The following is a 14684-nucleotide window of genomic DNA, read 5'->3' on the forward strand; positions in this document are numbered from 1 at the left end:
CTGTTCTTCCGTTCTTCCGTTCTTCGGTTGCCTTGTTCCGTAATACCTCTGCCATATTCCACTCTACTCTGATCCACCAAGCCCCGACCACCTTAATCACTATATCCCTATAAAAAACAGCCCACCCCGCAGTTGCCTAAGCAACGGGAATGAGCTGTTGTTCTGTACTGTTCTGTTCTGTTCTGTACTGTTCTGTTCTGTACTGTTCTGTTCTGTTTTGTTTTGTTTTGTTTTGTTCTATTCCGTTCTGTCGGTCTATAGGAAGCGGAATTGCGCTTCGATCAGACCATTGTATACCCCATCACGGGATGTCAACTCATGATGGTTTCCTTCTTCTTTAATCTCTCCGTGATCGAGGACGACTATTTTATCCGCATGACGGATGGTAGAGAGTCTGTGCGCTACGATAAAGGAGGTTCGGCCTTGAAGCAGGATTTTGAGTGCCTCCTGGATCTTCAGCTCCGTCTCCGTATCAATGCTGGCAGTTGCCTCATCCAGGATTAGTATCCGCGGATTTGCCAAAAGCGCCCGGGCGAAGGAGAGCAGCTGACGTTGTCCCATCGACAATGCGCTGCCGCGCTCTTCCACCTCAGTCTCATACCCTCCGGGCAGCTTCATGATAAAGTCATGGGCATCCACGGCTTTTGCGGCATTTTCCACTTCTTCATCTGTAGCCTCCAGACGGCCAAAACGGATATTATCCCGAATCGTTCCCGAGAAAATAAAGGTATCTTGCAGCACGATTCCGATCTGCCTTCGCAGGCTGTCTAACGTAACCCCGCGGATATCTTCACCGTCTATCGTGATTCGGCCGCTCTTAATATCATAGAACCGGCCAATCAGGTTAATGATCGTACTTTTACCAGAACCTGTATGACCTACGAGCGCGATCGACTGTCCTGCTTTTACATCCAGATCAATACCTTTTAATGCAGCCCGGCCTTTTTCATATTCAAAAATGACCTTTTCAAAGTTAATATCCCCACGAATCGTTCCCATTGGCTTAGCACCAGGATTATCTTGCACCGCCGGTTGCTCATCCAAATATTCAAAGATCCGTTCCGAGGAAGCCATTGCCACAAGCAGCTGATTGTACATCTGCCCAAGGCGATTAATCGGGTCCCAGAAGTTGCTGACATAAGAACTGAATGCTACCAGCATACCTACTGTGAGTTCTCCAGATTGGATCAGATAAGCCCCCAGCCAAAAGAGGATCATTGTTCCAAAACCACCTGTGACCTCAATAATCGGACCGAACGCCTGGTTCATCGCAGAGGCTTTGTTCCAGGATTTTTTGCTGTCGGTATTCATAACATCGAAATAATTCATATTTTCTTGTTCTTGGGTGTAGGCTTGTGTGACTCTGATTCCCTGAATCGATTCATTTAAATGAGAATTAATTCTGGAGTTCTTCATCCGCACATCCTGCCAAGCGATCCGAATCTTTTGACGCAGCTTAGTTGAAACAAAGAACATAATCGGAACCGTAACCATTACTGCAAGACCTAGCTTCCAGTTAATCACTAGCAGAATAATGGTAATCCCCATAAGCTGCACGCAGTCAATCATCAGATTGACAACCCCGTTTGTGAACAGATCCTGCAGAGAGTTGATATCATTGGTTACCCGTACTAATACCGAACCTGCCGGACGTTTATCAAAGAAGTTAAAGGAGAGCTTCTGAATATGCTTGAACAAATCTGAGCGCAAATCATAAATCACTCTTTGGCCTATGATGTTCGTGTATTTAATCCGGTACACTCCCGCAATCCATTGAATCAGATATAAGACGATTACACCTGCTGTAAGCGAATAAAGCAGTGATAAGCTGGGATTCCCTACCTTTGGCGCAATTGCACGGTCAATGGCTAAACTTGTTAGGAACGGGACGGTCAACTTCGTGATGGTTCCCAGAATCATCATGATGGACACCAATGGAAGCATCTGCTTTGCATAAGGCTTCATGTACCCGAACAGTCTGGTGAATTGCTTCCAGTCAAAAGCCTTATCGATGACATCATCATCTTTATATACAAAACGTTCATCCAGTTCTTGCTGCTCGGCTGCTTTATTTTTTGCTCCCGTAGCGGTCATTGGTTTGGCTTCAAGTTTCATATGCCTCCCTCCTCCCCTCTTCCCGTCGCTCTGGCCAGATAATCAGCATACTGTATCCGGTATACATCCTGATAAGGACCCGGCACTTCAATTAGCTCTTTATGGGTACCACGCTGCTGTACATGACCTTCGTTCATGACGATAATTTGATCCGCATGGCGCAAGGAGGAGATCCGATGGGCAATAATAAGTGTAGTGCGCCCCTTCATGACCTCTTGGAATCCGGCTTGAATCTCGTGCTCCGTCTCCATATCGACAGCGCTGGTCGCATCATCGAGGATAAGAATCCGCGGATTCTTAAGCAGGGCTCTAGCGATGGCAATCCGTTGCTTTTGTCCACCGGAAAGACCCATTCCGCGCTCACCCACCACAGTGTCATAACCGTCTTCCATCTCCATGATGAAATCATGGGCTTTGGCAAGTTGTGCAGCTCGGATAATTTCTTCCATGCTTACATTTTTCAACCCATAGGAGATGTTGTTGCGAATTGAGGAGGAGAACAGGAAGGTCTCCTGAAAGACTGTCGCGATCTGTGAACGCAAGCTGCGAACATTGTATTCTCTGATGTCCATCCCATCCAGTGTGATGCTGCCTTCATTAACGTCATAAGCACGCATCATCAGCTGTGTAATGGTCGATTTACCAGAGCCCGTACCTCCAAGGAACCCTATAACCGCACCAGATTTGGCCTCAAAATCAATGTCTGTAACCGCAGGCATTTTGTTCCCATAAGCAAATGTGACGTGATTAAACGCTACATCTCCCTTAACCTCAGAAGGTACCAGTTCACGGGCGTTCTCTTTATCCTTCACATCAATATTCTGATTAAGTACTTCCAATACACGTTCTCCCGATGCTTTGGACTGTGTATAGTTATTAATATGGAATCCAAGACCCCAAATCGGTCCAATGATGTACCAAATTAAGCTGAAAAAAGCAACCAGTTCGCCTAGTGACATTTTCCCCTTAATAACTAACGTTCCGCCTACTCCAAGCAGAATAGCTGCACTGATCGATGCTAAAAACTCCATCGCCGGAAAAAACTTACTCCAGAGCTCAGCGGCAAAAATCTGGTTATTCTTATAACGTTCGTTGCGGTGTGAGAATTTCTCTACTTCATGAGCCTCTCTCGCAAATGATTTGACGGTGCGCACACCCGTGATATTCTCCTGTACAGCCGTTGTCAGAGAACTGAGTGCAAGACGCATCTCTTGAAAGGCCGGGTGAATCTTAGACTCGAATTTTAGCGCAATAAACGCCAGGATTGGCATCGTAATCAGAGTTACTAGAGTAAGCTGCCAATTGAGTGAGAACATCATAATCGAACCAAAAATGACCATAAAAAAGACATTCAGCAACTGAGCAAAACCGAAACCGATAAAGTTACGAATCGCTTCCAAATCTCCGGTTAGCCGGGACATCAAATCTCCCGTTTTCGCGGTATCATAATAACGGAAAGATAGGAATTGCAGCTTCTCATAACAAGCATTACGCAGCCGGTATGCAAGAAAGTTACCTAGCCGTCCTCCAAAAAATCCATGTGCAAACTGCAGGCATGCTTTTACTATTACTACAGCTAACACGCTCAATGCGAGCACTGGCACCTCTGTAAACTTAAGTGGCACAATAACATCATCGATCAGCTTTCTTAACAAATTGGGGGTAATCAGCCCCACTGCAGTTGCAGCGGCCAAACATATAATCGAAAGAATCAGAAAATGCAGCTTCTCCCGATAATAACCGCGCAGTTGCCTGAGAACATCCATATCTCTCCTCCTTAAGGCTTACTTAGTAAGCAATTTTTTGTATAAAGCAAAAGTTACATCGTAAGCTAGCTTTTTTTAGCGCTTACAATTTAGTGACTTTAAGCAGTGTATCATCCATAATTTAATGCGGCAAAGGGGAGAATTGCGCGTTTTTGCGGTTATTTCGGAAAAAAGCAGCATCTACATGATATAAAGGACCCTCGTTATCTTAAAATGCTCGTGTTTCCTCCTTAATCCTGATGAATTAAGAATCTACATGATTATTGTAATCATCGTGTAATATTAGGAGGACCTTTATTCGGTTTTTTGCATAATTATTGGAATTTATTCCGGGATACGAAGAGTTCACTTTTTCGCCGTCTTAAATTTGCTTCAGATGTAAAACTTTTACCACAATTTACCGTAATATAGTAATACAACACTTTTTACTTATATTATGGAGGGGAACTATATTGAAAAAGCAGCTTGTTTTATCTTGTATTATCGCCATTATCCTTCTTTCAGGGTGTAGCAATACAAATAACAATAACCCTACGGACGCAAACACAGCGATCAACGAATCTAAAAACTTGTTTAATTTCGGGGAAATCTCCTCAAAAACTGATACAGCACCCTCACCTGAAAAAATGCTAAGAGAAATAAGCAATTTTGTTATTGCTGACATTTGGAATGTTGGGTTTGTAGATGTTATCTCATACACTAGAAGTGGTACAAGCAGTACAGGAGCGAGCATGGACATTGACTTTACGATCGAACAGCTTGGCAAAGCCATGGAAGAGAAAAAAGAATACGATACATATATGAACGAGTTAGATACTAAGTATGATTCTATAAAAAAAATATGGGCCAAGCTTTCCCCAGAAATTGATCTTTTATATAAACAGATCCAGGAGACACCTCCAAAAGCAAACGATAACAGCTTAAAACTTGATGCAGGTAAATTTAATCAATATTCAGAGGCTTTTAGTAAAGAAGTGAATGATCTGGCAAAACAGTAGCCTATACCATATAAAAACCCCCGCCAAGTGATTGGCGGGGGTTCTGTTTATAATTGGGTTTTAGCAGCGTTTCATATAATCAACCCGCTATCTGTTTGTATCTTACACACCATTCTATTTTTTCTCTCATAAAATATAAAATCTACAATGAGAGGTTAGGTGAATAGGATGAGTATACAGTTTCTTGATATGCGAATTTCACAGGGCAGCACTATGGATGCACAAAGTCTTAATTTAGTTCGTTCAAGTGCAATTTTCGGTGACATTGGACTTCAGACAGTAAATGTTACACCTGCAAATGCAGGCTTAGTGAGAGTCACATTGAATGCTTTTGCCAGACTTAGTGTTGATGTCAGCATTATAGTTCAGAATGATGTTACTTTTAGTATTTACCGCAATAATATATTAATTTTTAGTACAACTTACCCCGGAAACATTAATAATACAACGACCCAATATGAAATGGTTGGAATCACCGCTGTCGACTATCCGCCTTCAACCGATGTGCTTACCGGCCAGATCCAATACACCATTGTAGCATCAGCGATTAGAACGGCATCTCTGGGAGCCAGATCCTTCAGTGGAATTGCCGTTGCCGGAAATGGATAATTGAAAATATTAAAGGTGTGTCCCCGGAGCATTCGGGGATTTTTTCAATTGTGCCAATAAAAAAGCATCCGTAGAAAAATATCTACGGATGCTTTGAAGAAATATAAGCGTTGGGAGGACAAGCCTCCATTCATAAGCGCTCTAATTAACCGATAGAACCTTCCATCTCGAACTTGATCAGACGGTTCATTTCGACCGCATATTCCATCGGCAGTTCTTTTGTGAACGGCTCGATGAAGCCCATGATGATCATTTGAGTCGCTTCTGCTTCTGTGAGGCCACGGCTCATCAGGTAGAACAGTTGCTCCTCAGAAACTTTAGACACGGTTGCTTCATGCTCAAGAACGATGTTATCGTTCATGATTTCATTGTAAGGAATAGTATCCGAAGTGGACTCATTATCCAAAATTAGCGTATCACATTTAATGTTCGATTTCGCACCTTCTGCTTGACGGCCGAAGGAAGCTAGACCACGGTAAGTTACTTTACCGCCATGTTTACTGATGGATTTCGATACAATGGTGGATGTTGTATCTGGAGCCAAATGGATCATCTTGGCACCCGCATCCTGATGCTGGTCTTTACCTGCTACCGCGATGGATAGTACTGAACCTTTAGCACCACGGCCTTTAAGAACAACCGCAGGGTATTTCATGGTCAGCTTGGAACCGATGTTACCATCGACCCATTCCATAGTAGCATTCTCTTCTGCAACCGCACGTTTCGTAACGAGGTTGTAGATGTTTGGAGCCCAGTTCTGGATTGTGGTATAACGAACGCGAGCGTTCTTCATACACAAGATTTCAACAACCGCACTGTGCAGAGAGTTCGTGCTATAGATTGGAGCAGTACATCCTTCTACGTAGTGCACGAAGCTGTCTTCATCAGCAAGGATCAAAGTACGTTCGAATTGTCCCATGTTCTCAGAGTTAATACGGAAGTAAGCCTGCAAAGGAACTTCACATTTCACACCTTTAGGAACATAGATGAAGCTGCCGCCTGACCAAACTGCACTGTTAAGTGCGGCAAACTTATTATCGGTTGGAGGGATGATCGTCCCGAAATATTTTTTCAGAAGCTCTGGGTGCTCACGCAATGCAGTGTCGGTATCTGTAAAAATAACCCCTTGATCTTCAAGGCTCTTCTGCATGCTGTGATAGACTACCTCAGATTCATATTGTGCCGAAACGCCGGCGAGGAACTTCTGTTCCGCTTCCGGAATCCCCAGCTTATCAAAGGTTTCTTTGATTTCGGAAGGAACTTCTTCCCAAGTCTTCCCTTGCTTCTCTGAAGGTCTTACATAGTATTGAATATCCTCGAAGTCCAAATCATCCATATTGCCGCCCCATGTTGGCATTGGCATTTTACGGAACTGCTCCAAAGATTTCAAGCGGAAGTCAAGCATCCACTGTGGTTCATTTTTGATTGCTGAAATTTCTTTAACAATTTCGGCCGTCAAACCTTTACCAGACTGGAATATCGATTTATGCTCATCACGGAACCCGTACTGGTATTCTTCCATATCAGGCGCTTTCTTAGCCATGGTGTCAGCCTCCTTGTTCTACTGTTATTTATGTTGCTCTTCTTCGTCAATTCCTTTACGAAGTGCGTTCCAAGCCAGTGTTGCGCATTTGATCCGCGCAGGGAATTTATTCACACCCGAAAGGGCTTCAATGTCTTCGTAATCTCCAAAATCCACGTCTTCACCCTTCATCAGTAAGGAGAAGTTATCAGCCAGTTCAAGCGCACGTTCAACCGTTTGTCCTTTGATCGCCTCAGTCATCATCGAAGCCGACGACATACTGATCGAACAGCCTTCACCATTATAACGGGCATCCTTTACGATTCCATCCTCTACCTTAAGCTGAAGAGTAATCCGGTCACCACAGGTTGGGTTATTCAGTTCAATTTTTAGAGCATCATCTTCAAATGAACCGCGATTTCGAGGACTTTTATAATGATCCATAATTACGCGTCTGTATAAGTCATCCAAGTTCATAGCTGAAGTACTCCTTTGTCTTGATTAAAGCGTCCACCAGTCGATCTACATCCTGCTCGTTATTATACAGATAAAAGCTTGCACGTGCTGTAGAGCTGGCTTCCAGCCAGCGCATCAGCGGCTGACAGCAGTGATGCCCGGCGCGGATGGCAATGCCTTCCGCATCTAGCACTGTAGCGACATCATGCGGGTGAACGTCACCCAGATTAAAGGTGACAACGCCGACTTCTCGATTTCGAGGGCCATAAATGTTCAGACCCTCGATCTCTGACAGACGTTGCTCTGCATACGCTGCAAGAGCTTTCTCATGGCGGTGTATCTCATCCAAACCGATTTCTTGTAAGAAATCAATGGCTGCACCTAGACCAACAGCACCAGCTATGATCGGCGTACCGCCTTCAAACTTCCAAGGCAATTCTTTCCATGTGGATTCATAAAGACCCACATCATCGATCATCTCGCCACCGAATTCGACGGGCTCCATGGCTTCGAGAAGTGCTCTCTTGCCATACAAAGCGCCAATTCCGGTGGGTGCGAGCATTTTATGACCAGATAGTGCATAGAAATCACAATCCAGATCCTGCACATCGACCTTCATATGTGGTGTGCTTTGTGCACCATCTACGACAATTACTGCACCATGACGATGAGCAATAGCCGCAAGCTCTTTAATAGGATGAGTTACTCCCATAACGTTGGATACATAAGCGATAGCAACGATTTTGGTTTTATCCGTAATCGTCTGCTCGGCAGCTTCCAACGTAACCGTTCCATCAGGTTGCAACGGTATATATTTTAATGTAGCACCGGTCTTCTTAGCGAGCTGCTGCCATGGAATCAGATTACTATGATGCTCCATTAAGGTGATGACGATTTCGTCGCCTTCACCCACAGCAGAGGGTCCGTAAGAAGAGGCCACAAGATTTAAGGCTGTAGTTGTTCCGCGCGTAAAGATAATTTCTTTAGTGCTGCGGGCGTTAATAAACTTAGCTAGCTTCTCCCGGGCTCCCTCGTAGGCATCGGTTGCTCGGCTGCCTAAAGTATGGACGCCACGGTGTACGTTGGCGTTATCCCACTCATAATACGATTTGACCGCCTCAATTACTTTCCGAGGCTTCTGTGAAGTAGCAGCACTGTCCAGATAGACCAGTGGATGTCCGTTCACATTTTGGTTCAGTATGGGGAATTGCTCCCGGATGGCGTTGCTAATCATTGCACTAACTTCCTTTCCACAAGAGATTGGAGCTGATTGCGCAGTCCCTCCAGTGGAATTTGTGACACAACAGGAGCCAAGAAGCCGTAGATGATCAGAGTCTCTGCATCATGCCGTGTAATTCCGCGGGACATTAGGTAAAAGACTTGCTCGTGATTGACCTGTCCTACGGAAGCGGCATGGCCGGCTGTAACATCATCTTCATCAATAAGCAGGATCGGATTGGCGTCACCACGGGCTTTTGGACTCAGCATCAATACTTTTTCCGTTTGCTGGCCGTCCGCTCTAGTAGCACCTTTCTCAATCTTGGTGATTCCGTTGATGATAGAAGTAGCAGAATCACGCATAACTGCACGAGTGATCATGTCACTTGGTGTGCTTTTGCCAAAATGCTGAGCTTGAGTGGTGTAATTCAGTTTCTGTGATCCCGTACCTACTGCAATTACTTTAGCATCGGAGCTAGAACCGTTGCCTTTAAGCACAGACTTGGTATCACTCGCAGTATCTCCGTAGTTCATCTCACCAACGATCCATTCGATGACTCCGTCATTCTCAACAACAGCCCGGCGATAAGTTACATCTGTAGTATCTACACCAAGCTGATGCACTGTAGCATAACGAACTTTAGCGCCAGCGCCCACGAATACCTCTACCGCACCATTGTGTAGTCCAGCTTCTTCTTTATCCGATACGTAGTTGTCTACATAGGTTACGGAACTGTTAGTATCAGCTACGACCAGAATGTGTGGAACAAAAGTAGCTTCCGCATCATCCGTTAACAGCACTGCTTGAAGCGGAGTTTCAATAACAACATTCTTAGGAACATAGAGGAATACTCCACCATTCCACAATGCAGCATGAAGCGCTGCGATAGAATGTTCGTCTGGCTGAATGGCTTTATGCAAGTAACGTTGAACCAAATCTCCGTGTTCTTTAACAGCTGTCTGTAGATCTGTAAAAATAACACCCTGTTCTGCAAGCTCAGGAGCGATACGTGTATATACTGCACCGGAGTTGCGTTGAATAATCAGGCTGCCTTCCTCCTGATCCTTGATCAAGGAAGAAATAGATGCAGGTGCATCACTTAGCGAAGCAAAAGGTTCACTTGCTTTATAGCTACCATAATTATTGACATTCCAACGATCAATCCGTGTCTTCTCTAATTTAGGCAGTGTCAGAGTAGCTGCCAATTCTAGTGCCTTCAAGCGGCTTTCTTTCAGCCAACCCGGTTCGCCGCTGCTGTGCGATAATTCGCTCAAGCGTTCGGCATCCACCGGAAGAATGGTCTGTGTCGTCATAGTGGTCTCCTCCTTCCTGGCGTTTCTTACGCTTCTTGCCCTACAGTTTCATCTTCAATTCCGAGTTCTTCTTTAATCCATTCATAACCCTCTGCTTCCAGACGCTGTGCAAGCTCTGGACCACCGGATTTCACGATTCTACCTTGCATCATAACGTGAACATAATCAGGTTTGATGTAGTTCAAAAGACGTTGATAGTGGGTAATAACTAAGAAGCCGCGTTCTTCGCTCCGCATGGAGTTTACGCCTTCAGCTACAATTTTCAAAGCATCAATATCAAGACCGGAGTCAATTTCGTCCAAGATCACGATTTTTGGATCCAGCATCATCATTTGTAGAATTTCATTACGTTTCTTCTCACCACCGGAGAAGCCTTCGTTCAAGTAACGGTGTAAAAACTCAGGGTTCATATCTAGTTCTTTCATCTTTGCTTCCATTTGGCGAATAAAACGAATCAACGAGATTTCGCTTCCCTCTTCACGACGGGAATTAATGGCAGAACGCAAGAAGTCGGAGTTAGTTACTCCAGAGATTTCGCTTGGATATTGCATTGCAAGGAAAAGACCTGCACGTGCGCGTTCATCAACAGCCATCTCCAGAAGATCTTCACCATCAAGAGTTGCAGTTCCATCAGTTACTTCGTATTTAGGATGACCCATTAGCGCCGAAGCCAAAGTACTTTTACCTGTACCGTTTGGTCCCATGATGGCGTGAATTTCGCCACCTTTCATTTGAAGGTTAATCCCCTTCAAAATTTCTTTTCCCTCAATCGTCGCTTTAAGACCCTCAATGACAAATTCTGCTGCCATAATATTATTCCCTCCATTGATCGATTTGCGAAATCAAAAGTTGTATTGAAACAGGATAATCCTGATTCCCAGCACAATTAGATTTTCTATCACATTATAATTATTATAAATTGAATCACAATGATTATCAATGATTCTCACTAATTTTATATCAAACCTTGTTTTTTTACAAATTTCTCTTTAGCTAATCACTTGTGACTCAGAGAAGATTTTCATTAAACATAAGACTACGCAAAAATAAGACTTCCCGCAGGAAGCCTTATTCAAACTGCTTAATGATTAGCTAAGAAACGAACGTAGCATCCATTGGTGTTTCTCCAGATCACTACGGATTTTAATGAACATATCTGAGGTTGGCTGATCCTTGGTTTCTTCGGCAAGCTCGATGCCTTCTGTCAGCTCTTCAGAGATGGTGGCGAAGTCTTCAATCAGAGACTGAACCATTCCCCGTGTATCTTCCTTACCTGTAGCTTCTTGAATTGTAGCTAATTCCAAATATTCTTTCAATGTTGCTGCCGGACTGCCTTTGATGGTTAGCAAGCGTTCTGCTACTTCATCCATGTGAAGGGTTACTTCATTATATAATTCCTCAAATTTCACATGAAGGGAGAAGAACTGTTCTCCTTTGACATACCAATGAAAGTTATGAATTTTTACGTACAGGACATTTAAGTTAGCAACCTGACGATTCATGATCTGTTCCAGTGAAGTTGTATTTACTTTATTCGATGCTTTAGCCATGAGATGATCCCTACCTTATCCATTATATTTACCGGTTACTATTTCCTTCGTCCGGTAGTAACTTGTCTATTCTTAATTTACCCTTTTACCTGTAATACGAAACAAGGAGAAGCCTTCCATAACATCTTTATTTGTTCTAGCATTAGCAAAGACACACCCGATTATGCTTAAATGTGAATACTTGCACACAAACAAAAAGGGCCTAAGCCCCGTTTGTTTGGAATTGTTAAATTTTCCGGTCAGACCATAAGAAGTAACGCTTCCGCACCCGTCATACCTGGTACGATGCCAAGACTCTCTGCTTCTATCGTTACAGACTCCAACGGGGCAGCTAAAAGCTGGGCAAGCGTCCGTACACCCACCGCACGAGCTGCGATGATATGCCGATCACTAAGTGTTTCATTGAGGAGACCGACATCCAGTGCACCGCACATAATATAACCTCGGTTCGTGCTGATGGAGAGCAGTGTAGTTTTGGGAAGCTTAACCTCTACCCCGATCAGCGTATGTTCACCTACTGTAATAGGCTCCATAGTAACCAATAGCAGCACCTCCTTTTTTTCACTATCCACGTTGTATATGTATGCTAATTTTCCTGTGGGTGTGCTGACGGTAGTCCTATGCCTAGTATAAAATGCAGTATAATAGTCCCTATTCCAGTAGTCCTGGGTATATGAATATTGCATGTTTAATGTTATAGTTAATTACATTCCTGTAACCATTCAGAGATGTTCTAAACGAAAAGCTGGGGGATTTATGGACGAGAAACTACAACGCACAGACGGCAATTATTTATTTAACGTCGACATCCTGATTAATGCCCGTACCAACCCGCTTGCACTGCAATTTCTGCTCGAAATGTTGAACAATAATGACCATATCACAGATTTCAACATTAACTCCGGTCTTGAATTAGGGAGAACCATTGACAGCTTGCTACGCTCCGCTAAACTAGCTTTGAATCAAAACTCTGCTCCTCCCATTTCATTAAAGCTGCCTCCAAAATCTACGAAGAAGCAGCTGGATACACCGATAAAAAAACAGGCAGAAACGCCTGCACAGCAAACGGCCATTGAGACGCCAGCTGATGCATACGGGAAGATTCGTCAGTATATTCAGAATAATCAATTGGTACGTTTACGAGCGAACCGGTACGGGAAACAAGTGTCCATGCCCTGTCGTATTTTAAACTTTGATGAAGCAGCCAACTCTATAAGTGTCTACCATGTGGATGAGAAGCAGGTGTACAGCTTTAATCTAAATGAAATCGACGAGTTTCTGTAAGCGCATGCGTTACAAGCCAATAAGCACCCTCCCTCTTTGGGGAACAGGTGCTTATTGGTCTTTCTTTTTTTTAACAACTAAGACGACTTTTTACGTGAAAATCCCTCTATCGCAAGGCATAACCAGCCAATTATAAAGCATACCCCACCGATAGGTGTAATCGCTCCTAGCACCTTAATTCCGGAGATACTCAGAACATACAAACTGCCAGAGAACAAAATGGTACCTGCAATTAACAATCGGCCCGCCCAACGTAATCGGGCACTTTCGCCCCATTGGCCCACAGCCAGTGCGATGAGAATTACCCCCAGCGCATGTACCAAGTGATACTGCACACCAGTCTCATATACCTTCATATAGTCTTCACTGATCACTGGTTTTAGTAGATGGGCACCGAAAGCACCAATTCCTACTGCCAGCATTGCTAGCACAGCCCCCCAGGCCATAAATTTCCGTTGCAAATGATTACACCCCCTTAATTTTAGACTCATTCTATCATAACGTAATGCCAGTTCCTATTTCCAGCAGTCATTTTTTATTTTGCCTCATTCAGGGGTTGCTTTTTTAGCATCAATATGAAAAAGTGGATATTAACAACATTTTCATTCTAATCTCTCAAGGAGTGCAAACCATGGACTTAAATTCTCTGTCAAAATCAGACGTACCTGCGGCAGAGGTGGGAAATCCCAACCCTCATCCGGTTTACCCAAGCGCTGATTTATCATCTACGCATCAAAAAGTAGAACATGATCTTCAACATTCTGGACCTGGTATTGCTTCGTTCATTATCTGTCTCGTGTCGATCATCGGCTATGCAGCCATCTTTATCTCTATTATAATGAAGTCTTCTTCATTGGTTAATGAGAATTCCGAACTATTAAGCCAGTCCTCGCAATTCATAATGCTTCTAGGATTAACGGTTATTATTCTGGCTGCTCTTAATGTAATCGGTGTAGTCATCGGCATCATTGGGCTTTCCATTCGGAAACGTCGCAAGGTGTTTGGCATTATTGGCACGATAGTCAATGGTGTTATTATCTTACTCTTTATGCTGCTTATTACAACCTTCCTAGTCAATGCTGGAACGCTTTAAGCTTCTTTTAAACATGCTAACTTCATTAAAAAGGGTATCCCAACAACTTTGAGCGGGTTGTGAGGATACCTTTATTTATGTTTGAATCCAAAATCTGCATTGGGGAGTCCTCATCTTCATCCGCGGCTCACGGACTCAAATGACGTTATTTACGTTTTTTTCGCCTTTGGAGCATAGTTTCGGACCCCAGTGTCGCTATTGCATCGAAATAGGATCCTATTGGGCGATTTTCATGGCAATAGCTGCTATGGGGTCCGATAGCGAATCAAATGTGGGGAAAAGCTGCGTTTAAGAGCTGCTGGGTCCGATAGCAATTCAAATGTCGGATAAAGCTGCGTTTTAGGGCTGCTGGGTCCGATGATGCTGAGTTTTCCCCGTCATCCGCGGCTCACGGACTCAGATGACGTTATTTACGTTTTTTTCGCCTTTGGAGCACAGTTTCGGACCCCAGTGACGCTATTGCATTAAAAAAGGATCATATTGAGCGATTTTCATAGAAATAACTGCTATGGGGTCCGATAGCGAATTAAATGTAGGGAAAAGCTGCGTTTAAGGGCTGCTGGGTCCGATAATGCTGAGTCCAATATAGGGGTTACTAGATCCGTTAGTGGGGCTACTAGATCCGTTAGTGGTGCTGCTAGATCCATAGTGGGGCTGCTAGTTCCGTTAGTGTGCTGCTAGATCCATAGTGGGGCTACTAGTTCCGTTAGTGTGCTGCTAGATCCATAGTGGGGCTACTAGTTCCGTTAGTGGGGCAGC

14 protein-coding genes are annotated in these 14684 nt (G+C 43.9%); 4 read left to right on the forward strand and 10 right to left on the reverse strand.

Going from position 1 to position 14684, the window contains the following annotated elements:
* Window positions 1–255 precede the first annotated feature (255 nt).
* Window positions 256–2094 (reverse strand): ABC transporter ATP-binding protein, encoded by a 1839-nt coding sequence (locus MHI15_RS14170; protein WP_036684176.1) that lies wholly within the window; start codon window positions 2092–2094, stop codon window positions 256–258.
* A gap of 17 nt (window positions 2095–2111) precedes the next feature.
* Window positions 2112–3881 carry an ABC transporter ATP-binding protein gene (locus tag MHI15_RS14175; protein ID WP_076191071.1) on the reverse strand — a complete coding sequence of 590 codons (1770 nt, stop codon included), beginning with the start codon at window positions 3879–3881 and terminating at the stop codon, window positions 2112–2114.
* Window positions 3882–4333: 452 nt separating this feature from the next.
* Between MHI15_RS14175 and MHI15_RS14180 the strand changes: the two genes are divergently transcribed.
* Both MHI15_RS14180 and MHI15_RS14185 read left to right on the forward strand, forming a co-directional pair.
* Window positions 4334–4879 (forward strand): hypothetical protein, encoded by a 546-nt coding sequence (locus MHI15_RS14180; RefSeq protein WP_076191068.1) that lies wholly within the window; start codon window positions 4334–4336, stop codon window positions 4877–4879.
* Between the two features lie 168 nt (window positions 4880–5047).
* Window positions 5048–5488: a hypothetical protein gene (locus tag MHI15_RS14185; RefSeq protein WP_076191066.1), complete on the forward strand. Its 441-nt coding sequence runs from the start codon at window positions 5048–5050 to the stop codon at window positions 5486–5488.
* Window positions 5489–5633: 145 nt separating this feature from the next.
* On the opposite strand, the gene sufB is transcribed toward MHI15_RS14185, so the two are convergent.
* The 7 genes from sufB to MHI15_RS14220 form a co-directional block, all read right to left on the reverse strand.
* A complete protein-coding gene (sufB, locus tag MHI15_RS14190) occupies window positions 5634–7031 on the reverse strand; it encodes a Fe-S cluster assembly protein SufB (RefSeq protein ID WP_036684335.1) in 1398 nt (465 codons plus the stop codon).
* A gap of 24 nt (window positions 7032–7055) precedes the next feature.
* Window positions 7056–7487, reverse strand: a complete 432-nt coding sequence (gene sufU / locus MHI15_RS14195) for a Fe-S cluster assembly sulfur transfer protein SufU (RefSeq protein ID WP_036684339.1) — start codon at window positions 7485–7487, stop codon at window positions 7056–7058.
* Window positions 7474–8700, reverse strand: a complete 1227-nt coding sequence (locus MHI15_RS14200) for a cysteine desulfurase (RefSeq protein WP_076219340.1) — start codon at window positions 8698–8700, stop codon at window positions 7474–7476. Before MHI15_RS14200 ends, sufU begins: the two co-directional genes overlap by 14 nt.
* A complete protein-coding gene (gene sufD / locus MHI15_RS14205; RefSeq protein WP_036684344.1) occupies window positions 8697–9998 on the reverse strand; it encodes a Fe-S cluster assembly protein SufD in 1302 nt (433 codons plus the stop codon). The genes MHI15_RS14200 and sufD overlap by 4 nt, the downstream gene beginning before the upstream one ends.
* 26 nt (window positions 9999–10024) lie before the next feature.
* Window positions 10025–10807 carry a Fe-S cluster assembly ATPase SufC gene (gene sufC, locus MHI15_RS14210; protein ID WP_036684347.1) on the reverse strand — a complete coding sequence of 261 codons (783 nt, stop codon included), beginning with the start codon at window positions 10805–10807 and terminating at the stop codon, window positions 10025–10027.
* A gap of 279 nt (window positions 10808–11086) precedes the next feature.
* Window positions 11087–11548: a Dps family protein gene (locus tag MHI15_RS14215; RefSeq protein WP_036684350.1), complete on the reverse strand. Its 462-nt coding sequence runs from the start codon at window positions 11546–11548 to the stop codon at window positions 11087–11089.
* 239 nt (window positions 11549–11787) lie between these two features.
* Entirely contained in the window at window positions 11788–12090 is a 303-nt protein-coding gene (locus MHI15_RS14220; RefSeq protein WP_036684352.1) for a YunC family protein, read from the reverse strand.
* A gap of 214 nt (window positions 12091–12304) precedes the next feature.
* On the opposite strand from MHI15_RS14220, the gene MHI15_RS14225 reads away from it, so the two are divergent.
* Complete coding sequence (locus MHI15_RS14225; protein WP_036684355.1) at window positions 12305–12832, forward strand: hypothetical protein; 528 nt, start codon at window positions 12305–12307, stop codon at window positions 12830–12832.
* Between the two features lie 77 nt (window positions 12833–12909).
* Here the strand turns inward: MHI15_RS14225 and MHI15_RS14230 are convergent, their stop codons facing one another.
* On the reverse strand, window positions 12910–13293 hold the full coding sequence (locus tag MHI15_RS14230; protein WP_076305977.1) for a DUF423 domain-containing protein: 384 nt from the start codon (window positions 13291–13293) through the stop codon (window positions 12910–12912).
* 170 nt (window positions 13294–13463) lie between these two features.
* Here MHI15_RS14230 and MHI15_RS14235 point away from each other — a divergent pair, with 170 nt between their 5' ends.
* Window positions 13464–13925, forward strand: a complete 462-nt coding sequence (locus MHI15_RS14235) for a hypothetical protein (RefSeq protein ID WP_076301339.1) — start codon at window positions 13464–13466, stop codon at window positions 13923–13925.
* Window positions 13926–14684: the final 759 nt, after the last annotated feature.

The sequence above is a fragment of the Paenibacillus sp. FSL H7-0918 genome (assembly GCF_038007025.1).
GTDB classification, from domain to species: Bacteria; Bacillota; Bacilli; order Paenibacillales; family Paenibacillaceae; genus Paenibacillus_AQ; species Paenibacillus_AQ odorifer.